Genomic DNA, 22,724 nt, shown 5'->3' with positions numbered 1-22,724 from the left:
AGGGAGAGTAAACGCTGCGGGCATGGGAACGACACGGCGGACGCCGGTATCCGAGGCCGCAGCGGGGACGACGACAGGCACGGCACAGCCCGCAGGCGGGTGTCACGCACCCGGCCACGGGCGGGAGCGGGCCCGCGCCGCGGCCGCGCGGCTCGCCCACGCCGGAGTGCACGGCACCGCCCTCACCTGGGTCGACAACGCGGGCCTCACCCGGGTCAAGGCCGTACCCGCCGACAAGCTGGCGCAGGCGGCCGCGACCGGCGTCGGCATGTCCCCGTGCTTCGACGTCTACCTCGTCGACGACTCGATGACCGCGAGCGAGTACATCGGCGGCCCCGACGGGGATCTGCGCCTGGTGCCGGATCTGGACCGGCTCACCGTGCTCTTCGCCCAACCCGGCTGGTCGTGGGCCCCGGTGGACCGCCACGAGCAGGACGGGACGCCCTATGCGGCCTGCCAGCGCGGCTTCGCCCGCCGGATGGCCGCGCGTGCGGCGGCCGAGCACGGCATCGAGCTGCGGATGGGCTTCGAGACGGAGTGGGTGGCGGTGCGCGGCCCGCTGCCGGAGGCGGAGAGCGAGCCCGCGTACCCGACGACCGGTCCCGCCTACGGCATGGCACGGCTGGTGGAGAACACGGACTATCTGCGCGACGTCCTGGCGGCGCTGTCCGCGCAGGGCGTCGAGGTGCTGCAAATCCATCCCGAGTACGCGGCGGGCCAGTTCGAGGTCTCGGTCGCGCCGTCGGACCCGGTGGGCGCGGCCGATCTGGCGGTGCTGGTCCGGGAGACGGTGCGGGCGGTCTCGCTGCGGCACGGGCTGACGGCCTCGTTCGCCCCCGTCGTGGATCCGGCCGGGGTGGGCAACGGCGGGCATCTGCATCTGAGCCTGTGGCGGGACGGGCGCAACCTGTGTGCGGGCGGCGAGGGGCCGTTCGGCATGACGCGGGAGTGCGAGGCGTTCCTGGCCGGGGTGCTGCGCGAGCTGCCCGCGCTGCTCGCGCTCGGCGCCCCCTCCCCCGCCAGCTATCTGCGGCTGCGCCCGTCCCGCTGGGCGGGTGCCTTCCGGTGCTGGGGCCTGGAGAACCGGGAGGCGGCGCTCCGGTTCGTCGCGGGCCGGGCCGCCGCACCGGGCGGCGCCAACGCGGAGCTCAAGTGCGTGGACGCGGCGGCCAATCCGTATCTGCTGGTGGGCGGCGTCCTCGCGGCGGGGCTGGCGGGACTGGCCGGCCTGGCCGCCGGTGACCGGGACACCCGGCTGCCCGCGCCCGTCTCCGGGGACCCGGCGCTGGGCCGCGACCAGCCCGGGCTGCCGGGCTCGCTGGACGCCGCGCTGGAGCGGTTCGAGCGGTCCGGGGTGCTGCGCGAGGCCCTGGGCGGGCCGCTCTTCGACGCCGTCCGCGCGGTGCGGGCGGGTGAGATCGCGCTGTTCGAGGGGGCGAGCGAGCGGGAGATCGCCGCCGCGACCCGGGGGAGGTACTGAATGGCTGCTCTTGCGGCGCCACCGGACCCCGGCCCCGGGGCGTTCCCGGCACTGGTCGACCAGCACTGCCACGGAGTGCTGCGCAGCGGACCCGAACCGGACGCGTTCGAGAACTGGCTGACGGAGGCCCATCCCGCACCCCGCGGCACGCCCAGGTCCGGCTCTTCGCCACCGGAGGCCGGCGTCCCGTTCGGCTACTTCGACACCCAACTCGGCTTCGCGGTACGGCGCTGGTGCGCTCCCGTGCTCGGCCTCGAGCCGCACTGCCCGCCCGAACGCTATCTCGCGCGGCGTGCCGAGCTGGGTACCGCGGAGGTGACCGGCCGCATGCTGCGGGCCAGCGGGATCACCGCCTTCCTCGTCGACACCGGGCTGCCCGGCCAGTTGCTGACGCCGGGTGAGCTGGCCGAGTCCGCGGACGCCGAGGCCCATGAGATCGTCCGGCTCGAACGGCTGGCCGAGCGGGCCGCCGACGCCGCGCGGGACACGCACAGCTTCCTGGCGGAGGTCTCCGAGGCGGTCCGCGAATCGTCCCGCACCGCCCGGGGCTTCAAGTCCGTGGCCGCCTACCGTTGCGGGCTGGAGCTGGCGCCCGCTCCGCCCGGCACCTCGGAGATCTACGCGGCGGCCGACCGCTGGCTGGCCTCCCGGGTGCCCGGCGGCCGGCTCTCGGATCCGGTCCTGGAGCGGCACCTGCTGTGGTCCGCCGTGCGGACGGGGCTGCCGCTGCAACTGCACACCGGCTTCGGCGATCCGGACCTGCGCCTGGACCGCTGCGACCCGCTGCTGCTGACCGACTTCATCCGCGCGGTGGCCCCCTACGGCGCTCCGCTGGTCCTGTTGCACTGCTACCCCTACCAGCGTGGCGCGGGCTATCTGGCGGCCGTCTTCCCGCATGTGTACGCCGACTTCGGGCTCGCGTTGAGCCATACCGGGGCTCGCGCCCGCGAGGTGCTGGCCCAGCTGCTGGAGCTCACCCCGTTCGGCAAGCTCCTCTTCTCCACCGACGCCCACGGCATCCCGGAGCTCTTCCTGGTCGGCGCCCGGCTCTTCCGCGAGGCGATGACGGAGCTGACGCGGGAGTGGGTGCGCCGGGGCGCGTGGGCGCCGTCCGACGCGGAGCGGGTGGTCCTCATGGTCGCCGGTGGTACGGCCCGGCGGCTCTACGGTCTGTGAGCGACGGGCGCGGCGCGGCCTTTCGTGCGCCGCCGGGAAGGTCGGCGGGCGCACCGGCCGGTGCGGGACCGGGGCGGAGGCGGGGAGCCTCCCACGGCCGCGGAGCGGCGGCGGAAGGCTCCCCGTGGGCATCTGCTCAGCCGATGTTCACGTCGACGCAGGCGTAGAACGCGTTGGCGGTGTCGGCGACGTTCCAGACCGCGAGCACGGTCTGCCTGCCGGTGAACCCGCCGAAGTCGACGTCGTGCGAGAGCTGGGAGGGTGGCTGCTCCCCGCCCTGGTCGAACTCGGCGATCTGCCGGCCGTCGATGAAGTACTGCCAGGTGGTCGTGCGGTGCGCCGCGGTCAGCGTCCAGTTGAAGGTCGCGGAGCTGCCGACGTCGGCCACGTTCCAGCCGTGGTCGTCGTCGCGCAGCTCGGCCCACTCGTCGTGGCCGCCGGCGCAGTCCTGGAGCCCCTTGGGGCCTTCGACGCTCTGCGGCTCGTACTTGATGGAGCCGCACTCCACGACTCCGGCGGCACACTGCGCCTGCCGGCTGGCGGGGTCGCTGATGTAGCCGTGGGCGCTGGCGGGGGTCACGGACAGACCGAGGACGAGCAGGGGCGAGAGCCCGGCACCGACGAGCGCGGCCAGCTTCCTCTTTTTGTGCATGTCAACTCCTTCGGCAACGGTACCGGCGAGCCGCCGCCCGCACCCGGCGGTACTGCCGAGCGCGGCACGGAGTGCGGCACCCCGGATCCCGGTGGGGGGTCATCCGATTGGTCTAGACTTAAGCAAGTGACCGCACACGGTCAAGACATCGGACACCACGCGGTCACAGCAGTAACAGCACCGCGCCGCCCGGCGGCCTCACGCGCCGCGGGTGAGCACCAGCAGTGCCATGTCGTCCTGCCGTCGGCCGTCCGTCCACTCCGTGACCGCCTTGACCAGCGCATCGGCCAGTTCGTCAGCGCGGCTCAGCCCCGCTGAGCACAGCCCCCACCGGACGTCGAAGAAGTCGCCCTGCGCGTTGCGCGCCTCGGTGACCCCGTCGGTCACCAGCACCAGGGAGTCGTTCGGCGCCAGCGGGAAGGTCTCCTCCACCGGCGCACCGGTCGCGGAGCCGAGCCCGGTGGAGAGCGGCAGCTCCGGATGGGTGGGCTCCAGGCAGACGGCGTTGCCGTCGTGCAGCAGATAGGGCGGCGGATGCCCCCGGTTGAGCACGGTGACCGTGTCGCCGCTGGGCGGGATCTGGACGAGGAGCGCCGTGACGAACCCCTCGACGTCGTCCTCCGAACCCCGGCGGCGCTCCCCCTCCCGGTCCAGGGCCCGATCGAGCCGGTCGGCCAGCTCGTGCAGGGTCGGCGCGTGCTCGGCGGCCTCCCGGAAGGCCCCGACGGCCACCGAGACCGCGGAGACGGCGGGCAGGCCCTTGCCCCGCACATCGCCGATCACGGCCCGGATGCCGAACGGCGTCTCCTGCAGGGCGTAGAGGTCGCCGCCGATCGCCGCCCCCCGCTGGGCCGCCACATAGCGGTCGGCGACGGCGAGCGGACCCACGTCGGCGGGCGGCGCCGGCAGCACGGCCCGCTGCGCGGCCTCGGCGACCGTCAGCGCGACGGCCAGATTGCGGCCCTGCCGGTCGACGAGCCACTTGATCCAGAGCCCCACCAGGCTGACGAACAGCACCGCCGCCACGTCGATGAGCAGCGCCGAACCCGCACGGCCCGCGGATCCCGCCGACCCTGCCGCCGCCACGCCGGCCGCGAGCGCGAACAGCGCGCTGGCCCGGAAGGAGTAGCTCAGACCGGCCACCATCGAGGTGCAGGCCAGCAGCGGCAGCCCGTAGTACGGCTCGGGTGAGAACACGTCGGCCGCCACGCCTCCGAGCAGCAGCAGCGGCGGTGCCACGTACGGCACCCTGCCCAGTCCATCCGCGGGCCCGCCCACCCGGCCCTCCCTGTTCCTGTCGGTCCGACGCGCGGACAGAGCCGATTCCTTGTCCCGGCGATTCTCCCATTTGCGTATATTTCTGCATGGTCTTCGCGCCCGGGACCCGCCGAAGAGAGCCGTGGAACCGCCGACGGCCCGGCCCGCGCGGGCCGTCCGGCGACCCGATTCACCCGTTCGGCCCGCGAGCCGCGCCCGGTCGCGGAACGGCTCGTCCACCCGCGGGTCCCGCCCCGCCGGGTGGCGGGGGCGGTTCGCCGGCGGCCGGCGGGAAGGGGCGCCGAGCCGGGACCGCGCGCCCCCGCGCGTCCCGGCTGCCGACGCATCGCGCGGCCGGCGGCCACTACCCCCGACAAGGGGTAGCGGACCGCTCCGCGGGGCAGGTAAGTGTGACGCACGACACCCGATGTGCTTCTGTGGAGGCTGCCGTGCCCGCGCCCGTACCCCACCCCGCGCACCCGGCCGCGCGCAGCTACGCCTCCGGGCCCTCGACGACTCCGCTGCTGGGCGACACCATCGGGGAGAACCTGGACCGGACCGTCGCCGCCCACGGGGAGCGGGACGCGCTGGTGGACGTCGGCAGCGGACGGCGCTGGAGCTACCGAGAGTTCGGTGCCGAGGTCGAGGCCCTCGCACTGGGGCTGCACGAGCTGGGCGTGCGCAAGGGCGACCGGGTGGGCATCTGGGCACCCAACTGCCCGGAGTGGACGCTGACGCAGTACGCGACGGCCAAACTGGGCGCCGTCCTCGTCAACATCAACCCCGCCTACCGGGCACACGAACTGGCGTACGTGCTCGCCCGGGCGGGGATCCGCACCCTGCTGGCCGCCCGCAGCCACAAGGAGTCCGACTACGCGGCGATGATCGGACAGGTGCGCGGCGAGTGCCCCGCGCTGGAGGACGTCGTCCTGCTCGGCGAGGAGGAGTGGACCGGGCTGCTGGAGAGCGGCCGGGCGCGGCAGCCCGAGCAGGCCCGGGAACTGCTGGACGGCATCGCCGCCACGCTCTCGGCCGACGAGCCGGTCAACATCCAGTACACCTCCGGCACCACCGGCTTCCCCAAGGGCGCCACCCTCTCCCACCACAACATCCTCAACAACGGCTACTTCGTCGGCGAGCTGTGCCGCTACACCGAAGCCGACCGGATCTGCCTGCCGGTGCCCTTCTACCACTGCTTCGGCATGGTGATGGGCAACCTGGCGGCCACCAGCCACGGCGCGTGCATGGTGATCCCGTCCGCCGCCTTCGAGCCGGCGGCGGCACTGCGGGCGGTCCAGCAGGAGCGCTGCACCGCGCTGTACGGGGTGCCGACGATGTTCATCGCCGAGCTGGCCGAACCGGGCTTCGACTCCTTCGACCTGACCAGCCTGCGCACCGGCATCATGGCCGGCTCGCCGTGCCCGGTGGAGGTGATGAAGCAGGTCATCGAGCGCATGGGGATGGCCGAGGTGTCGATCTGCTACGGCATGACCGAGACGTCGCCGGTCTCCACCCAGACCCGGGCCGACGACTCGGTCGAGCGCCGGGTGTCGACGGTGGGCCGGGTCGGCCCGCACCTGGAGGTCAAGGTGGTCGACCCGGACACCGGCCGCTGCCTGCCCCGCGGCGAGCCGGGCGAACTGTGCACCCGCGGCTACTCGGTGATGCTCGGCTACTGGGAGCAGCCGGCGGCGACCGCGGCCGCCGTCGACGCCGCCCGCTGGATGCACACCGGGGACCTGGCGGTGATGGACGAGGAGGGGTACGTCAGCGTCACGGGACGGATCAAGGACATGGTCATCCGCGGCGGCGAGAACATCTATCCGCGGGAGGTCGAGGAGTTCCTGCACACCCATCCGGATGTCCTCGACGCGCAGCTCGTCGGAGTGCCCGACGAACGCTACGGTGAGGAACTGATGGCGTGGATACGGATGCGGGACGGCGCGGCGCCGCTCACGGCGGACGACATCCGCGCGTTCTGCTCCGGCAGGCTCGCGCACTACAAGATCCCGCGCTACGTCCATGTGGTCGACGCCTTCCCGATGACCGTGACGGGCAAGATCCGCAAGGTCGAGATGCGCGAGCGGTCGATCGAGCTGCTGGAGGCGGCCCGGCAGCCCGGCTCCGTCGCCGGAGCCGGGGACCGGACCGCCCCACAGTCGAACACCCCGTCGAACTGACCAGCGCAGCGGAGGAGTCGAGGTTGCCTTCACCCGACCGTTCCCGTTCCCACCCCCGCGTTCCCGGGGGCGCGGTGCCCTTCTCCCGCGCCCCGCTGCGGCAGGGGGACACCGACGCCTACCGGCACGCCCTCCGGCTGGCGCGGCAGCGCACCGGGGTGCGCACGGTCTTCGGCGGGGAGGTCGCCGACGGGGCACTGCGGCTGACGGAGTTCAACGGCACCCTGACCGACTCCATGCGCGGCCTGCGGGTGGTCCCCGGCCGGGGGCTGGGCGGTTACGTCCTGACGCACCAGCGCCCCTACGCGGTCAACGACTACGTGCCGGCGACCACCATCACGCACGACTACGACAGCCCTGTGCGCCGCGAGGGCATCCGCGCGATAGTGGCGGCCCCGGTCACCGTGCAGGGCGGGGTGCGCGGCGTGCTCTACGCCGCGGCCCGCGACACGGCGCCGCTGGGGGACCGCGCGACCGCGGCACTCATGGACGCGGCGCGGCGCCTGGCGAGCGAGCTGGCCGTGCGCGACGAGGTGGACCGGCGCGTCCGGCTGCTGGAGGCCGCGGCCGAAGCCCCCGCTCCGGCCGCGGAGCCGGCCGCGCCCGGGCTCGACGCGCTGCGCGACCTGCACGCGGAACTGCGCGGCATCGCCCAGGAGATCGAGGACACGGCGCTGCGGGACAGACTGCGCCAGGCGTGCGACCGCTTCCTGCGGGCCGGGGTCGAGTCCGGCTCCGGCGACGGCGCCCCGGACGGCGACCCCGCCGGCCGGCCCGACGCCCCCGCCACGGACCGGCCGCGGCTCTCCCCGCGCGAGCTCGACGTGCTCTCCTACGTGGCGCTGGGCTGCACCAACGCCGAAGCGGCCCAGTATCTGGGGCTGGAGGCGGAGACGGTCAAGGCCTACCTGCGCAGCGCGACCCGCAAACTGGGCGTCCACAGCCGCCACCACGCGGTGGCGGCCGCCCGCCGGCACGGCCTGCTGCCCTGACGGCCGCGTTCCGCGGGCCCCTCGCGGCCCGGGCCAGGAGGCGCCCGGCCGGGGCGCGGGACGTCCGCCGGGGCGGGCCGGGCGGCCGCTCCGGGAGCACCGCGCGGCCCGGGTGCCCCGATCGGCCGATCCACGCGGAGCGCAGTCGGTCGTTAACCCCCACATGATCACTGCACAACGACACCCCCTTCCGTCCCCGGAGACACCGCCGCAGCACGGAGGAGAGGCGGGCGCACGATGAGCAAGCGGCAGAAGGGACGCAAGCACCGCACGGTCAACCGCACCCCGCGCCCGGTGGGCTCCGCCGTCCGGGCGAGGTCCGTCCGGGCGACAGCGACGGAGCGGACAGCCCCGGCAGCGGCGGCTCCGGACCGGACAGCGGCGGACCGGACAGCGGCGCACGGCCCGGCACCCCGTACCGAAGCTCCTGCGGCCCGGCCCGTGCCCGCACCCGGCGGCACCCCGCACGGCACCTCCGAGGCAGCGTCGAGGACCGGGCCCGGCCAGGGGCCGCAGCGCGCTCCGCGGCCGGCGTCCGGATCGGAGGCGGCGGACGAGCTCTTCCGCACCCCCGCCCGCGACGGAGGGCTCGGGCAGAGCGCGGGCCGTACGTGGGACCGGGTGCGGGCCGCGGGCGCGTCGGGCACGACAGTCGAGGAGCTGTCGGCCAGCGTGGGATACCAGGAACGCACCGTGCTCAAGCACCTGCTGGGCCTGGCCGAGCACGGGCTCGCCGAGCAGCACGGCCCCGGCCGCTGGCGCCCCGTCTGCGAGGGCGACACGGAGCCGGGCGACGAGCTCCCCGGCGTACCGGACCGGTCCCGGGTGCCGCAGGACGCCTGAGGTTCCCGACCGGGTCCCCCACCACGCGGTCCGGTACGGCGCAGAGGCGTACCGGACCGCTCCCCCACCTGCGGAGTCCGTATGACCGAACCGACCGGCCGCACCCTCGTCGCGGGGATCGGCAACATCTTCCTGGGCGACGACGGCTTCGGTGTCGAGGTCGTGCAGCGGCTGGCCCGGCGCCCGCTGCCTGGCCGGGTGCAGGTCCTCGACATCGGCGTACGCGGCGTGCACCTGGCCTACCAGGTGCTGGACAGCTGCGACACGCTGATCCTGGTGGATGCCGTGCACCGCGGGGGCGCCCCGGGGACGGTGCGGCTGATCGAGGTGGCCGAGGAGGACCGCGCCTGCCCGGCCGGGGTGCCGGCCGTCGACGGGCACCACATGTCACCGGATGCCGTGCTCGCCCTGCTGGAGACGCTGCGGGAGGGTACCGGAGGCAGCACACCGCGGCGGGTGTTCGTCGTCGGCTGCGAGCCCGCCGACCTGGCGGAGGGCATCGGTCTGAGCACTCCGGTGGCCGCCGCCGTGGACGAGGCGGTGGCGCTGGTGGAGCGGCTGCTGGCGGACGAACCCGGGTGCGTGCCCCCGAAGGCCCCGGCGCGGGCCGACGATCCCGCCACGACCGGGCAGCGGGGCTCGGCCGGGCGGGCACAAGCCGCCGAACGGCGGACGGCCGCCCCGGAAAGCGGCGTGGCGGCCCCGGGGTGACCGGCGGTGCCCCCTGTAATGGTGCGGGCCGCAGCCTGGTCCGTACCGCGCAGGGGAAGTGACCGATGCACGAGATGTCCATCGCCATGGCAGTGGTCTGCCAGGTCGAGGAGGCGGCGCGCACCCACGGCGCAGCGGGCGTCGAGACGGTGACCCTGCGGGTGGGCGAACTCGCCGGGGTCGTCCCCGACGCACTGCGCTTCTCCTTCGCGCTCGCCTGCGAGGGCACCGTGCTGTCCGGCGCCGAGCTGGTGACCGACCAGGTGCCGGGACGCGCCCGTTGCACATCCTGCGCAGGCGAGTGGGAGACGGGGCAGCCCCCGCGGTTGGGCTGCCCGCGGTGTGCGGACGCGCGCACCGAGCTGCTGTCCGGCCGAGAGCTACAGATCGCCACCGTGCGGTGGGCCGAGGACCCGCGGCGCACCCGAGCCCTTGAGGAGCTGTGAAGCCATGTGCCGTGTCTCCGATCTGCGACAGGCCGTACTGGAGCGCAACGACACCCGGGCCGAACGGCTGCGCGCCGAACTGACGGCGCGCGGCACGGTCGTCGTCAATCTGCTCTCCAGCCCTGGCAGCGGCAAGACGGCGCTGCTGGAGACCGAGCTGCGGCTGGCCCGGGAGCGCGGCGTCACCGCGGCGGCGCTGACGGCGGATCTGGCCACCGAGAACGACGCCCGACGGCTGGCCCGGTCCGGAGTGCCGGTCAAGCAGGTACTGACCGACGGTCTGTGCCACCTGGAGGCCGACATGCTCGCCGGGCACCTGACCGGGTGGCTGCCCGAGGCCACCCGGCTGCTGTTCGTCGAGAACGTGGGCAACCTGGTCTGCCCCGCCTCCTACGACCTGGGCGAGTCGCTGCGTGTGGTGCTCGCCTCGGTCACCGAGGGCGAGGACAAGCCGCTGAAGTACCCCACCGCCTTCGGGCTCGCGCAGCTCGTGGTCGTCACCAAGCAGGACCTGGCGCAGGCGGCCGGGTTCGACCGGGAGGCGTTCCTGGCCAACGTCCGGCAGGTCAATCCCGGCGTGGAGGTCGTCGACACCTCGGTGCGCGACGGGCTGAACCCCGGTGTGCTGCTGGAGCGCGCACTGGCGGTGGGCGCCGGAGCCCCCGCGCACCGGCCGGTGATGGCGCGCCCCGCCGGCCACTCGCACGGCGGACCGCACACCCACGACGGACCGCACTCCCATGTCGGAGGCTGACCTCTCCGGGGCCGAGCGCAGCCGCGTGCTGATCCGCGGCGTGGTCCAGGGCGTGGGCTTCCGCCCGCACGTGTACGCGCTCGCCGGCCGGCTGGGGCTCTCCGGCCACGTCAGCAACACGGGCGAGGGCGTGGTGGCCGAGGTGGAGGGCGCCGGAGAGGCGGTCGCCGCCTTCCGGGAGCGGATCCGCGCCGAGGCTCCGCCGCTGGCCGTGATCGAATCGGTCAGCCACCAGCAGTTGCCCCCCGCGGGCGGTTCCGGCTTCCGCATCCTCGCCTCCCGTCCGGCCGCAGGGCGCCGCACCCTGGTGGCCCCGGACACCGCGACCTGCGACGCCTGTCTGCGCGAGCTGACCGACCCGGCGGACCGCCGCTACCGGCACCCGTTCATCACCTGCACGGACTGCGGACCGCGCTTCACCATCGTCACCGGGCTGCCCTACGACCGGGCCAACACCACGATGGCGCGGTTCCCGATGTGCGAGCGGTGCGCCCGCGAGTACCGGGACCCGGGCGACCGGCGCTTCCACGCGCAGCCCGTCGCCTGCCACGACTGCGGACCCCGCGTCCGGCTGCTGGGGCCCGCCACCTCGGCGTCGGGCCCGGCCGAACTCCCCGGCGAGCCGGTGGCCGCGGCCCGGCGGCTGCTGGCCGAGGGCGCGGTCGTCGCGGTGAAGGGACTGGGCGGCTACCACCTGGCCTGCGACGCGGCCGACGAACAGACGGTGGCGCTGCTGCGCCGCCGCAAGGCGCGCGGGGACAAGCCGTTCGCGGTGCTGGCCCGCGACGTGTCCGACATCGAACACCTCACCCACGTCGGTCCCGTCGAACGGGCGCTGCTGACCGGCGGACGCCGCCCCATCGTGCTGCTGCGCCGCCGCGCCGCCGCCGCGGCGGCCGGTCCGGCTCCGGCCCCCTCGGTCGCACCCGGCAGTCCCGACCTGGGGGTGCTGCTGGCCTACACCCCGCTGCACCACCTGCTCCTGGGCCTGCCGGGCGACCCGCCCGGGCCGCGGCTGCTGGTCCTGACCAGCGGCAACCTCGGCGGGGAGCCGATCGCCACCGGCGAGGAGGAGGCGCTGGAGCGGCTGGCGCACCTCGCCGACGCCTTTCTGACCCACGACCGGCCCATCCATGTGCCCTGCGAGGACTCGGTGGTGCGGGTGTGCGGCGGCGAGGAGCTGCCGGTGCGCCGCTCCCGCGGGTACGCGCCGCTGCCGCTGAGCCTGCCGGTGCCGGTCCGGCCCGCGCTGGCGGTCGGCGGCGACCTGAAGAACACCTGCTGCCTGGGCACGGGACGGCAGGCCTGGCTCTCGGCCCACGTCGGGGACATGGACGACCTCGCGACGCTGCGCGCGTTCGCCCGCGCCGAGCAGCAGCTCGAGGAGATCACGGGCGTCACCCCCGAGGTGCTGGCCGCCGACCGCCACCCCGGGTACCGGTCGACGGGGTGGGCCGGGCGGAACGCCGCGGGCCGGCCGCTGCGCCACGTCCAGCACCACCACGCCCATGTGGCCTCCGCGTTGGCCGAGCACGGGCTGGACGGCTCCACGCCGGTCCTGGGCGTCGCCTTCGACGGAACCGGGTACGGCGACGACGGGGCCGTGTGGGGCGGCGAGTTCCTGCTGGCCGACTACGACGGATTCATCCGGTACGCGCATCTGCGGTACACCCCGCTGCCCGGCGGCGACGCGGCGATCCGGCGTCCCTCCCGGACAGCCCTCGCCCACCTGTGGGCCGCCGGACTGCCCTGGGACGCCGGGCTGCCGCCCGTCGCGGCCTGCACGGACGCCGAGCTGCGGGTGCTGGAGCGGCAGTTGGAGCAGAACCTGGGCTGTGTGCCGACCTCCAGCATGGGGCGGCTCTTCGACGCGGTGTCCTCGCTGGCCGGGATGTGCCAGCGGGCCGGATACGAGGCACAGGCGGCCATCGAGCTGGAGGCGGCCGCGGCGGCCTGCCCGGAACCGGATCCGGGCGGCTACGACTTCCCGTTGCGCCCGGCCGCGGGGGACGGCGGCAGCGGCGCCGCCGACCCGCCCCGGCTCGCCGACCCGGCGCCGCTGCTGGCGGCCGTGGTCCAGGACCTGCGGTCGGGGGTGCCGCGCGAGGTGATCGCCGCGCGGTTCCACACGGCCGTCGCCGCCCTGGTCCGGAGCACCTGCGCGGCGGCACGCGAGCGGTACGGCGTGGCGACCGTGGCGCTGACCGGCGGGGTGTTCGCCAACGCGGTGCTCTCCCGCGCCTGCGCCGGCGCGCTGCGCGCCGACGGATTCACGGTGCTGCGGCACCGTCTCGTCCCGCCCGGGGACGGCGGGCTGGCGCTGGGCCAGCTCGTGGTCGCGGCCCGCGCAGGGGCGGGCGAGCCGACCATCCCGCCGCTGACCGGTTCCGCGGCGCACTGACCACCGTCGAACGAGGAGAGGCCATGTGTCTGGCGGTACCCGGAAAGGTCCTGCGGATCGAGGAGCGTGACGGCACCCGGATGGCGTCCGTCGACTTCGGCGGGGTGGTCAAGGAGGTGTGTCTGGAGTACGTGCCGGATCTGCGGGTCGGTGAGTACACGATCGTCCACGTCGGCTTCGCACTGCAGCGGCTGGACGAGGACTCGGCGCGCAGGACCCTCGAGCTGTTCGAGAATCTCGGACTGCTGGAGGAGGAGTTCGGCGACCCCTGGCAGGCCGCGGAGGCGGAGCAGCGCGCCGACGGCGTCCCGCAGCCCGGCGACGCGCAGCTCGGCGACGCGCAGCTCGGCGACGCGCAGCGGGAGGTGCGGCTGTGAAGTACATCGAGGAGTTCCAGGACCCGGAGCTGGCCGGGAAGCTGCTGGAGGACATCCACGCGACCGTCACCCGGCCCTGGGCGCTGATGGAGGTGTGCGGCGGGCAGACGCACTCCATCATCCGGCACGGCATCGACCAGTTGCTGCCCGAGGAGGTCGAGCTGATCCACGGGCCCGGCTGCCCGGTGTGCGTGACCCCGCTCGAACTGATCGACAAGGCGCTGGAGATCGCCTCCCGGCCGGGGGTGATCTTCTGCTCGTTCGGCGACATGCTGCGGGTGCCGGGCACCGGCCGGGACCTGTTCCAGGTCCGCGCGGAGGGCGGCGACGTCCGGGTCGTCTACTCGCCACTGGACGCGCTCGCGCTGGCCCGCGAGAACCCGGACCGCGAGGTGGTCTTCTTCGGCATCGGCTTCGAGACGACGGCCCCGCCCAACGCCATGGCCGTGCATCTGGCGGCGCGGGAGGGGCTGCGCAACTTCAGCCTGCTCGTCTCCCACGTGCGGGTACCGCCCGCGATCGAGGCCATCATGAACGCGCCGCACTGCCGGGTGCGCGCGTTCTTGGCGGCCGGGCACGTGTGCAGCGTCATGGGCACCGAGGAGTACCCGGAGCTGGCCGAGCGCCATCGGGTGCCGATCGTCGTCACCGGGTTCGAACCGCTGGACATCCTGGAGGGCATCCGCCGGGCGGTGCGGCAACTCGAGGCGGGCCGGGCGACGGTGGAGAACGCGTACCAACGCGCGGTCGTGCCGCAGGGCAACCCGGCTGCACGGGCGATGCTGGACGAGGTGTTCACGACGACCGACCGCGGCTGGCGCGGCATCGGCGTCATCCCGGACAGCGGCTGGCGGCTGGCGCCGCGCTTCGGGGAATTCGACGCGGAGCACCGGTTCAGCGTGACGGGCATCACGACCCGGGAGCCCGCGGCCTGCCGCAGCGGCGAGGTGCTGCAGGGGCTGCTGAAGCCGCACGAGTGCGAGGCGTTCGGCACCACCTGCACCCCCCGCACCCCGCTGGGCGCCACGATGGTCTCCAGCGAGGGTGCCTGCGCCGCCTACTACCTCTACCGCCGGCTCGGCGGGACCACGAGCGCACCCCTGGAGGCGAGCACCGTTGACTAGCATCGAGGCCGTCGGACCGACGGCCGGCCCGGGCCCCGGGGCCCCCGACGGCGACCGCGCCGCGCCGGACCCGTCCGGCTGGACGTGCCCGGCACCGCTGCGCGGCCACGAGCGGATCGTGATGGGCCACGGCGGGGGCGGTGCGCTCTCGGCGGAGTTGGTGGAGCAGGTCTTCGCGCCCGCGTTCGGCGGCCCCGCGCTCTCGTCGCTCGCCGACTCCGCGGCGCTGGAGATCGGCGGAGCCCGGCTGGCGTTCTCCACCGACTCCTTCGTGGTGCGGCCGCTGTTCTTCCCCGGCGGCAGCATCGGCGACCTGGCCGTCAACGGCACGGTCAACGATCTGGCGATGAGCGGCGCCCGGCCCGCCTACCTCTCCTGCGGGTTCATCCTGGAGGAGGGGGTGGAGCTGGAGCTGGTGGGGCGGATCGCGGAGGCGCTGGGGGCGGCGGCCCGGACGGCCGGTGTCGAGGTGGCCACCGGGGACACCAAGGTGGTGGAGGCGGGGCGCGGGGACGGGGTCTACCTCAACACCGCCGGGATCGGGCTGATCCCGGACGGGGTGGACATCCGCCCGCAGCGGGCGGCACCCGGCGACGTGGTCATCGTCAGCGGCGCGGTCGGCGCGCACGGGGTCGCGGTGCTGAGCCGGCGTGCGGGGCTGGGGTTCGAGGTCGGCATCGAGAGCGACTGCGCGGCCCTGAACTCCCTGGTGGCGGACATGCTGGCGGTCACCTCCGACCTGCACGTCCTCCGCGACCCGACCCGTGGCGGCGTCGCCGCCGCGCTCAACGAGATCGCGGCGGCCGCCTCGGTGGGTGTCGTCCTGAGGGAGCGGGCGGTCCCGGTGCCCGAACCGGTCGCCGCCGCCTGCTCCATGCTGGGTCTGGACCCGCTGTACGTGGCGAACGAGGGCAAGCTGCTGGCGTTCGTGCCCCGCGCGGAGGCGGACGCGGTACTCGCCGCGATGCGCGCGCATCCGCTGGGGGCGCAGGCCGCCGTGATCGGCGAGTGCGTCGAGGACCACGCCGGGATGGTCGTCGCCCGCACCGGGCTGGGCGGCACCCGGGTGGTCGATCCGCCGCTGGGCGAACAACTCCCGCGTATCTGCTGAGCCGTGTCCGCTCAGCCCCGCTGTGCTCGGCGCATCCGCCGCGACGGATCCGCCGGGCCGGACCCCGAAGCACCCCAACGAGCCATCACCAGGAGGTCGTGGTGCGGATCCTGCTCATCGCGAGCGCCTTCAACAGTCTGACCCAGCGTGTTCAGGCCGAACTGCGGGACGCCCGCCACACCGTCGCGACCGAGGTGGTCGGCGACGGCGACGACGTGCGGCGCGCGGTGGACCGGCACAGCCCCGAGCTGGTGGTCGCACCGATGCTGCGCACCGCGGTGCCCGCGGACGTGTGGTCCCGACTCACCTGTCTGATCGTGCATCCCGGCCCGCCCGGCGACCGCGGGCCCTCCTCGCTGGACCGGGCGGTCCACGCGGGCCGCACCCGCTGGGGGGTGACGGTGCTGCAGGCCGAGGCGGAACTGGACGCGGGCCCCGTCTGGGCCTCGGCGGAGTGCACCCTGCCGGAGGGGACCGGCAAGAGCGACCTGTACCGGGGGGAGGTGGCCGACGCCGCACTCGAAGCGCTCCGGAGCGCGGTGGCCCGGTTCGCCTCCGGCAGCCACCGACCGCATCCCCAGGACGGGGTGGAGCCGTCGGCGAGTCCGCGGATGCGGCAGACCGAGCGGCGGATCGACTGGCGGACCTTCCGGACGCTCGATGTGCTGCGCACCCTGCGGGCCGCCGACTCGCAGCCCGGGGTGCTGGACGAACTGCTGGGCGCGGAGTGGTTCCTGCACGGCGGACACGCCGAGGACCAGCTGTACGGCACCCCGGGCGAGATCCTCGCCACCCGGGCCGGCGCGATCTGCCGCGCGACGGTCGACGGCGCGGTGTGGATCCCGCAGCTGAGGCCGCGACGCGCCGCGGGCGGGCCGCGGACCTTCCGACTGCCCGCGACTCTGGCGCTGGGCGAGCGGCTGCCGGACGTACCGGAGCGTCCGGCGCCCCTGGAACTCGCGCCCGAACGGCACACCCACACGGAGATCCGCTACCGGGAACGGAACGGTGTCGGGTTCGTCCGCTTCTCCTTCCCGGGCGGGGCGATGAGCACGGTGCAGTGCCGGCGGCTGCTGGCCGCCTACCGGTACGCGTGCACCCGGCCGACCCGGGTGGTGGTGCTGGGCGGTACCCGGGACTTCTTCTCCAACGGCATCCATCTGGGGGTCATCGAGGCCGCCGCCGATCCGGCGGCGGAGGGCTGGGCGAACATCCAGGCTCTCGACGACGTGGTCGAGGCGGTGCTGACCACCACCGACCGGCTGGTCGTCGCCGCGCTGGGCGGCAACGCGGCGGCCGGGGGCGCGATGCTGGCCGCCGCCGCCGACGAGGTGTGGTGCAGGGCGGGCGCGGTGCTCAACCCGCACTACCGGCTGATGGGCCTGCCCGGCTCGGAGTTCTGGACGTACACCCTGCCGCGGCGCGTCGGGCCGGAGATCACCGAGGCGCTGATGCGGGACGCCGAACCGATGAGCGCCGCCACGGCGCGCCGGATCGGGCTGGTGGACCGGGTGCTGCCGACCTCGCCGAGCGGTTTCGCACCGCGGGTGGCGGAGCTCGCGGCGGCGCTGGCCGAGGATCCGGCCACCCACCAGCGGCTCGCGGTGAAGAAGACCAACCGGGCACGGGACGAGGCCACCGAGCCGCTGGCCGCCTACCGCGACCGGGAACTGGCGGCGATGCACCGGGTGCTGTTCGATCCGGCGGCCCCGCACCACGCGCTGCGCCGGGCCTTCCTGCGCAAGGAGTTCCCGCCCGGCGCCGGCCCGGCACTGCGCGAGTAGCGCGTCCGCGCCGATGCGCGCCCCGCGCCCTCGCACACCGGAACGCCCCGCCGTCGGCGGGGCGTTCCGGTGTGCTGGGAAACCGCGCGGGAACGGGAAGGCCCCGGCCGCGCGCCGGGCGGTGCCGCGTCAGTCGCTGACGCAGGCGTTGCCGAAGGCGGGGTTGAGCAGCGCGAGGATGTCGACGGTGTTGCCGCACAGTTGGACCGGAATGTGCACCGGGATCTGCACGACGTTGCCGGACAGCACTCCCGGCGAGTTCGCCGCGCCGCCCTGGGCGCCCGCGTCGGCGGACGCGGCCGTGGCCCCGCCGAGCACGGCGGTGGCGGCGAGACCGAAGGCGACAGCCGCGGTACGGATGCGCATGGTGATCCTCCCTGTGTTCGATGTGCCGGACGCGGACAAGAGTGCACCCGTGTGCGAACCGGGCATTCGTCGCCACGCCCACGCGACAGGCGCCCACTCGATCGGACGAGCTCACGGGCCAACGGCGCACCACCGCACCAGCCGTGGGCCCGGCAGCGGACGACCCGCCCTTCCGGCACGGCCTGCCGCACACCCGGCCCACCGTCGTCCGGCGGCCCGGCCCGCAATCCCCCGGAAGGGCGATCCAGCCTCGTTCGAATGACATCCGCACCCGGCGGCGGCCGCAGCAGGCGCCATCGCCGCGGATCAGAACATCTGTGCAGCGACTACCCGTTACAGCGGCCTGTTCAGGACCGTTTCTAGAGCACGTGTACCCCTCGCCCATCCGTCCGGAGGATGCCGTGTCATCTGTGCCTGTTCAGCCTTCCGAGCGACCCGTCGTCGAACAGCTCTCCCGTGTCGGTCCACCGACTCCAGCGGGGCGGCGCCGTGTTGACGGCGTCCTCGCGCCCTTCGCGCCCTTCGCGTGCCGCGGGGAGTGGTCGGCATGACCGGAAGCACTCAGCACCCCGGCGGCGACGGCACCGGCGACGGCGACAGCTCGGACACCGGCCGCGACCCGGCCGGCGGCGCATCCGGGCCGGACGGCACACCCGCCGAACGGACCGCGGCGCGGGCCGAGTCGCAGACCGCGGCCCCGCGCGCGTCCCCGGAGCCGCCACACGTGCCGCGGCAGGCACCGGGTGCGCAGCACTCCGCGGATCCGGAGATGCGGTACGTCGACCTGACCGGGAGCCGGGAGGCGGCCGGCCGGTCGATCAGGCTGCTCGACATGGCGCGGCGGCTGCCCCGGCTGGTGCACCGCTCGTTGGCCCTGGCCTGGCGGGTGGACCGGCCCACCACCGCCGGGCTCCTGGCCTGCCAGACCGTCTCGGGCCTACTCCAGGCGCTGGGACTGCTCGCGATCAGCGGGACGTTGACGGCGCTGCTGGCCGACGGCGACGTCTACCAACGGCTGCTGCACGCCTGGCCGTCCGTGGCGCTCCTCGCGGGCGCCGCCGGCGCACGGGCCGTGCTGGGGATCACCGTCAACTGGCTTTCTTCGCGGCTGGGTCCGCTGATGACCCGCGAGGCGGAGCGGATGCTGCTCGACGGCTGCACGGAAGTCGAACTGGCCGCGTACGACGAGCCGGACTTCAACCGCGACCGGGAAGCGGCCGAGCGGGGCGCTCAGGTCACCGGCGACCTCGTCGACGAGGGGCAGGACCTGATCGCCTCGTCCGCCTCGTTCGCGGCCGGAGCCGTGGTGCTGGCCGGGGTGCACCCGGTGCTGCTGCCGCTGCTGGTGGCCGCGAGCCTGCCGCAGGCCGTCTCGCAGGTCAGCGCAGCGCGGGTGCGCTATCTCGCCAACCTGCGCTCCAACGGCGACAACCGGATGCTCGCGGTGCTGCGCTGGCACATCTACACCCGGGACGCCGCCGACCAGATCCGGGCGGGAACCATGGCCCCCTTCCTCTCCGACCGGTACCGGCGCACGGTCGCGCGGATCAACCGCGAGGACCGCTCGGCAGCCGACCGCGGGGCGCGGTTCTCCCTCGTGGGCGCGGTGTGCGGAGGTGCGGGGTCGGCGCTGGTGTGGGCGGCGGTGGTGTGGCTGCTGGCGACCGGCCGCATCAGCGTGGGCAGCGCGGGAGCCGCGGTGTTCGCGCTGCAGACGGCGGGCCGGTCGGTCCGCGGACTGGTGGCCGTCGGCTCCCGGGCCGTGCGCACCGGACTGTACATGGACGACTGGACGCGGTTCCTCGACCGCGCCGGTGGGCACCGGGTGCGCCGCGGCAGCCATCGCCCCGGACCGCCGGGAACCATCGAGATCAGTTCGGTGACCCACCGCTACGCGGGCCAGGAGCGCGACGCGCTCAGCGGCGTCTCCCTCACGCTGCACCGCGGCGAGGTGACCGCGCTGGTGGGATTCAACGGCTCCGGCAAGACGACGCTCTCGAAGCTGGTAGCCGGCCTGTACCTGCCCACCGAGGGGCAGGTGCGGTGGGACGGAACCGCCACCGCGGACGCCGACGCGCAGGCGCTGTGGTCGCATGTGGCCCTCGTGCCGCAGGACTACGCGCACTGGCCGCTGACGGTGCGGGAGAACATCACGCTCGGGCAGCCCACGGTGCGCGGTGACGCGGCGGTGCTGGAGGCGTGCGAGGCCGCCGGTGCGGACGAGGTCGTCACCCGGTTGGGCTCCGGCCTGGACACCCTCCTCGCCCGGGAGTGGCTGGGCGGGGAGGAGTTGAGCGGCGGCCAGTGGCAGCGCATCGCTCTCGGCAGGGCCTTCTTCCGCCGGGCGGGGCTGCTGGTGCTGGACGAGCCGACCGCCAACCTGGATCCGCGGGCCGAGTACCGCATCTTCCAGCGGCTGCGGGGCCTGGCCCGGGAACGGGTCGTGCTGCTGGTGACCCACCGCCTCGCCAATCTGGCCGTCGCCGACCGCATCGTCGTCCTGGACGGCGGTCGGGTCGTCCAGGACGGCACCTACCAGGACCTCGCGGCACAGCCCGGCCTGTTCCGGGAGCTGCTGTCCTACCAGGTCACCTCGGAGACGGCCACGGCCCCCGGCCGGCCGGGGGCGCACCCATGACCTCGCCCGGTGCCTGCACCGGCGCCACCGGGCCGCGGCTGCCGCTCGCGTACCGGGGACCGGCCCCGCCGGCCGTCTCGTGGACCGGTCCGTCTCCGCCATCGGACACCGGTGGCGGGGGACGGTCGCCGTGCACGGCTTCCGCGGCTGTGGCCACAGAGGGGTGGCCACTGCGACGTGTCCCCTGCCGTGGCCCGCGCGGAGCGGCGGCCGCGGCGTCGCCCTGAGCCATTCGGGTCGGTTGTGCCGTGTCTTTCATATATTGCGCTGTAATGCACGGGGGTGTGGCGACGATGGACCGGTACTTGTTCTTTCGGACCTTCTCGGAGGTTTTCATGCGCACGCGCACCCTCACGCGTTCCCTCGCCGTCGGCCTGGCCACCCTCGGCCTGGCCGCTGCCGGCACCGCCTCGGCGGTGGCCGGGGGCCACGGGCACAACTGGGTTCACAAGGAGATCCACTGCAAGAAGGTCCACGTCAACATCTCGGACGACGACCACATCGTCAGCAACTCCGTGGGCTTCGTCTTCGGCCCGATGCAGAACGGCTGACGGCTGAGGGCCGGTCCGCAGCAGACCGGCCGTACCCGTGACGGGCGTGGAGAGGCCCACCCGCGAACCTCCAAGGACCGGGCCCCTCCACGCCTTTCGTCGTGCCCGGCCCGCTCAGCCGTCGGGGTGCCGCACACCCGCGTCCGGCTCCGGCACGGCGAGGCCGAGCGCGAAGCGGTCCGCGGAATCGGTCCACCACTGGCACAGCCGCATCCCGGCAGCGGCCAGCTCGGCACGGACGGACGCCCGGCGGAACTTCGCCGAGATCTCGGTACGCAGCTCCTCCCCCGGCCGGAAGTCGACGCTCAGGTCGACGGCGGGGAGCTTGGCGCTGAGCGCTCTGCGGGCCCGCAGCCGCATCTCGATCCACTCGTTCTCGCCGTCCCAGGCAGCCACGTGGGTGAAGTCGCCGGGATCGAAGTCCGCGCCCAGTTCGCGGTTGAGGACATGCAGCACGTTCTTGTTGAACTCCGCGGTGATCCCCTCCGCGTCGTCGTAGGCGGCGACGAGTACGGCGGGGTCCTTGACCAGGTCGGTCCCCAGCAGCAGGGCGTCCCGCGGTCCGAGCCGGGACCGCAGGGAGGCCAGGAAACGGGCCCGGTCGGCGGGCAGCAGATTGCCGACCGTGCCGCCGAGGAAGGCCACGACCTTCGGCTCCGGGCACTCGGGCAGCGGCAGCTCCTGCTGGAAGTCCGCGACCAACGCGTGCACGGTCACCCCGGGGTGGTCGGCGAGCAGCGCGTGTCCGGCCTCGGCCAGCGCGGACTCGCTGACGTCGACGGGCACGTAGGTCAGCGGGGCGCCGAGCGCGGTCAGCAGCAGCCGGGTCTTGTACGAGGAGCCGGAGCCGAGTTCGACCAGTGTGCGGGCCCCGGTGAGCCGGGCGATCCGCGGTGCCGCGTCCCGCAGGATCTCGGCCTCGGCGCGGGTGGGGTAGTAGGCGGACAGCTTGGTGATCTGCTCGAAGAGCTCGCTGCCCCGGGCGTCGTAGAACCACTTGGGCGGCAGGCTCTTCGGGGTGCGGGCCAGCCCCCGGGTGACGTCCGCCGCCAGCGCGGCCGCGGTCGCGTTCGCGGGCAGGGTACGGGTGAGGGTGAACCGGGACGGGGTCACGTGCGGAACTCCTTCAGGGCGGTCAGCTCGATGCCGCCCGGGTCGCCGGTGAGCAGATGGGTGTCGGGAACCGCCCGCCACCCCGGATCCGCGTCGTGCGGTTCGGAGGCGACGGTGAGGGACGTACCGGGGTCCAGCAGGTACCAGAGGGTGTCGCCGGAGGCGGTGGCGGCCAGGGTGCGGCCGTCGGTCAGCAGGAAGTTGAGCCGCGAGCCGGGCGCGGCGCCGGCGAGTTCGACCGCGGTGGCGGCCAGCGCGGCGCCGGGTGCCGTGCCCGCCCGCAGCCGGTGCCCCACCAGCGCCCAGGCCAGCGCCGAGTCGCAGCGGGCCTCCAGGCCCAGCAGTTCCTCCGGTGGCAGCCCGGCCGCCAGCGGCGCCAGGGAGCCGGGCCAGCCGGTCAGCGCGCCGTTGTGGCTGAAGAGCCACGGCCCGGCGGCGTAGGGTGCCGCGGCCGCCTCGCCCGCTGAGCAGCCACTGGTCGCGTCGCGTACCGCGGCGAGCAGCGCGCGGGTGCGCACGACCCGGCACAGGTCGGGGAAGAAGCCGTCCGCCCAGATCGGCCCGGATCTGCGGTAGCGGGCCGGCACCGGGTCGCCGTCGGCGTACCAGCCCACGCCGAAGCCGTCGGCGTTGACCGTGCCGTGCTCCTGGCGGCGCGGTGCCCACGACTGGCGGTGCAGCGAGTGGGGCGGCGCCAGCAGCAGCTCACCCACCGTGCGGGCGGGGCCCAGGTGGGCCAAGTGCCGGCACATCAGCGGTGCTCCGAGG

The 22,724-nt window shown here is 74.6% G+C and carries 20 protein-coding genes; 15 read left to right on the top strand and 5 right to left on the bottom strand.

Annotation, left to right across the window (positions count from 1 at the left end; translation table 11 throughout):
* Nucleotides 1-22 precede the first annotated feature (22 nt).
* Nucleotides 23-1,480, top strand: coding sequence for a glutamine synthetase family protein (locus A949_RS0112305; RefSeq protein WP_078565404.1), 1,458 nt, complete (start codon nucleotides 23-25; stop codon nucleotides 1,478-1,480).
* Nucleotides 1,481-2,656 (top strand): amidohydrolase family protein, encoded by a 1,176-nt coding sequence (locus A949_RS0112300; protein WP_019356312.1) that lies wholly within the window; start codon nucleotides 1,481-1,483, stop codon nucleotides 2,654-2,656.
* Between the two features lie 136 nt (nucleotides 2,657-2,792).
* Here the strand turns inward: A949_RS0112300 and A949_RS0112295 are convergent, their stop codons facing one another.
* Both A949_RS0112295 and A949_RS0112290 read right to left on the bottom strand, forming a co-directional pair.
* Nucleotides 2,793-3,308 carry a lytic polysaccharide monooxygenase auxiliary activity family 9 protein gene (locus tag A949_RS0112295; RefSeq protein ID WP_019356311.1) on the bottom strand — a complete coding sequence of 172 codons (516 nt, stop codon included), beginning with the start codon at nucleotides 3,306-3,308 and terminating at the stop codon, nucleotides 2,793-2,795.
* A gap of 198 nt (nucleotides 3,309-3,506) precedes the next feature.
* Complete coding sequence (locus tag A949_RS0112290; RefSeq protein ID WP_237735809.1) at nucleotides 3,507-4,547, bottom strand: PP2C family protein-serine/threonine phosphatase; 1,041 nt, start codon at nucleotides 4,545-4,547, stop codon at nucleotides 3,507-3,509.
* A gap of 467 nt (nucleotides 4,548-5,014) precedes the next feature.
* Here A949_RS0112290 and A949_RS0112285 point away from each other — a divergent pair, with 467 nt between their 5' ends.
* From A949_RS0112285 to A949_RS0112235, 11 genes are all read left to right on the top strand, one after another.
* Complete coding sequence (locus tag A949_RS0112285) at nucleotides 5,015-6,745, top strand: AMP-binding protein (protein ID WP_019356309.1); 1,731 nt, start codon at nucleotides 5,015-5,017, stop codon at nucleotides 6,743-6,745.
* 23 nt (nucleotides 6,746-6,768) lie between these two features.
* A complete protein-coding gene (locus A949_RS0112280; protein ID WP_237735808.1) occupies nucleotides 6,769-7,737 on the top strand; it encodes a LuxR C-terminal-related transcriptional regulator in 969 nt (322 codons plus the stop codon).
* Nucleotides 7,738-7,974: 237 nt separating this feature from the next.
* Entirely contained in the window at nucleotides 7,975-8,580 is a 606-nt protein-coding gene (locus A949_RS33215) for a helix-turn-helix transcriptional regulator (RefSeq protein WP_051019475.1), read from the top strand.
* A gap of 81 nt (nucleotides 8,581-8,661) precedes the next feature.
* Nucleotides 8,662-9,291 (top strand): hydrogenase maturation protease, encoded by a 630-nt coding sequence (locus tag A949_RS0112270; protein ID WP_019356307.1) that lies wholly within the window; start codon nucleotides 8,662-8,664, stop codon nucleotides 9,289-9,291.
* A gap of 65 nt (nucleotides 9,292-9,356) precedes the next feature.
* Nucleotides 9,357-9,737, top strand: coding sequence for a hydrogenase maturation nickel metallochaperone HypA (gene hypA, locus A949_RS0112265; protein ID WP_019356306.1), 381 nt, complete (start codon nucleotides 9,357-9,359; stop codon nucleotides 9,735-9,737).
* A gap of 4 nt (nucleotides 9,738-9,741) precedes the next feature.
* Entirely contained in the window at nucleotides 9,742-10,491 is a 750-nt protein-coding gene (gene hypB / locus A949_RS0112260) for a hydrogenase nickel incorporation protein HypB (RefSeq protein ID WP_019356305.1), read from the top strand.
* Nucleotides 10,478-12,892: a carbamoyltransferase HypF gene (gene hypF, locus A949_RS0112255; RefSeq protein ID WP_019356304.1), complete on the top strand. Its 2,415-nt coding sequence runs from the start codon at nucleotides 10,478-10,480 to the stop codon at nucleotides 12,890-12,892. Before hypB ends, hypF begins: the two co-directional genes overlap by 14 nt.
* Before the next feature lie 23 nt (nucleotides 12,893-12,915).
* Complete coding sequence (locus tag A949_RS33210) at nucleotides 12,916-13,269, top strand: HypC/HybG/HupF family hydrogenase formation chaperone (RefSeq protein ID WP_019356303.1); 354 nt, start codon at nucleotides 12,916-12,918, stop codon at nucleotides 13,267-13,269.
* Complete coding sequence (gene hypD, locus A949_RS0112245; protein ID WP_019356302.1) at nucleotides 13,266-14,393, top strand: hydrogenase formation protein HypD; 1,128 nt, start codon at nucleotides 13,266-13,268, stop codon at nucleotides 14,391-14,393. The genes A949_RS33210 and hypD overlap by 4 nt, the downstream gene beginning before the upstream one ends.
* A 121-nt stretch (nucleotides 14,394-14,514) precedes the next feature.
* Nucleotides 14,515-15,504, top strand: a complete 990-nt coding sequence (gene hypE, locus A949_RS0112240; RefSeq protein WP_078565409.1) for a hydrogenase expression/formation protein HypE — start codon at nucleotides 14,515-14,517, stop codon at nucleotides 15,502-15,504.
* A gap of 101 nt (nucleotides 15,505-15,605) precedes the next feature.
* Complete coding sequence (locus tag A949_RS0112235; protein ID WP_019356300.1) at nucleotides 15,606-17,288, top strand: enoyl-CoA hydratase-related protein; 1,683 nt, start codon at nucleotides 15,606-15,608, stop codon at nucleotides 17,286-17,288.
* A 129-nt stretch (nucleotides 17,289-17,417) separates the two neighbouring features.
* Here A949_RS0112235 and A949_RS0112230 read toward each other — a convergent pair whose 3' ends face one another.
* Nucleotides 17,418-17,654 carry a chaplin gene (locus A949_RS0112230; RefSeq protein WP_019356299.1) on the bottom strand — a complete coding sequence of 79 codons (237 nt, stop codon included), beginning with the start codon at nucleotides 17,652-17,654 and terminating at the stop codon, nucleotides 17,418-17,420.
* 769 nt (nucleotides 17,655-18,423) lie between these two features.
* Between A949_RS0112230 and A949_RS0112225 the strand changes: the two genes are divergently transcribed.
* Nucleotides 18,424-20,292, top strand: coding sequence for an ABC transporter ATP-binding protein (locus A949_RS0112225; protein ID WP_037706206.1), 1,869 nt, complete (start codon nucleotides 18,424-18,426; stop codon nucleotides 20,290-20,292).
* Nucleotides 20,293-20,627: 335 nt separating this feature from the next.
* Nucleotides 20,628-20,843 carry a hypothetical protein gene (locus A949_RS0112220; protein WP_026004579.1) on the top strand — a complete coding sequence of 72 codons (216 nt, stop codon included), beginning with the start codon at nucleotides 20,628-20,630 and terminating at the stop codon, nucleotides 20,841-20,843.
* A 114-nt stretch (nucleotides 20,844-20,957) separates the two neighbouring features.
* Here A949_RS0112220 and egtD read toward each other — a convergent pair whose 3' ends face one another.
* Nucleotides 20,958-21,956, bottom strand: a complete 999-nt coding sequence (gene egtD, locus A949_RS0112215) for an L-histidine N(alpha)-methyltransferase (protein ID WP_019356296.1) — start codon at nucleotides 21,954-21,956, stop codon at nucleotides 20,958-20,960.
* On the bottom strand, nucleotides 21,953-22,708 hold the full coding sequence (egtC, locus tag A949_RS0112210; RefSeq protein WP_019356295.1) for an ergothioneine biosynthesis protein EgtC: 756 nt from the start codon (nucleotides 22,706-22,708) through the stop codon (nucleotides 21,953-21,955). Before egtC ends, egtD begins: the two co-directional genes overlap by 4 nt.
* Between the last annotated feature and the right edge of the window lie 16 nt (nucleotides 22,709-22,724).

It is taken from the genome of Streptomyces sp. AA1529 (assembly GCF_000280905.1).
In the GTDB taxonomy this organism is placed as follows: Bacteria; Actinomycetota; Actinomycetes; order Streptomycetales; family Streptomycetaceae; genus Streptomyces.
The sequence above is the reverse complement of the archived record's forward strand: the minus strand, read 5'-3'. Positions and strand labels throughout refer to the sequence as shown.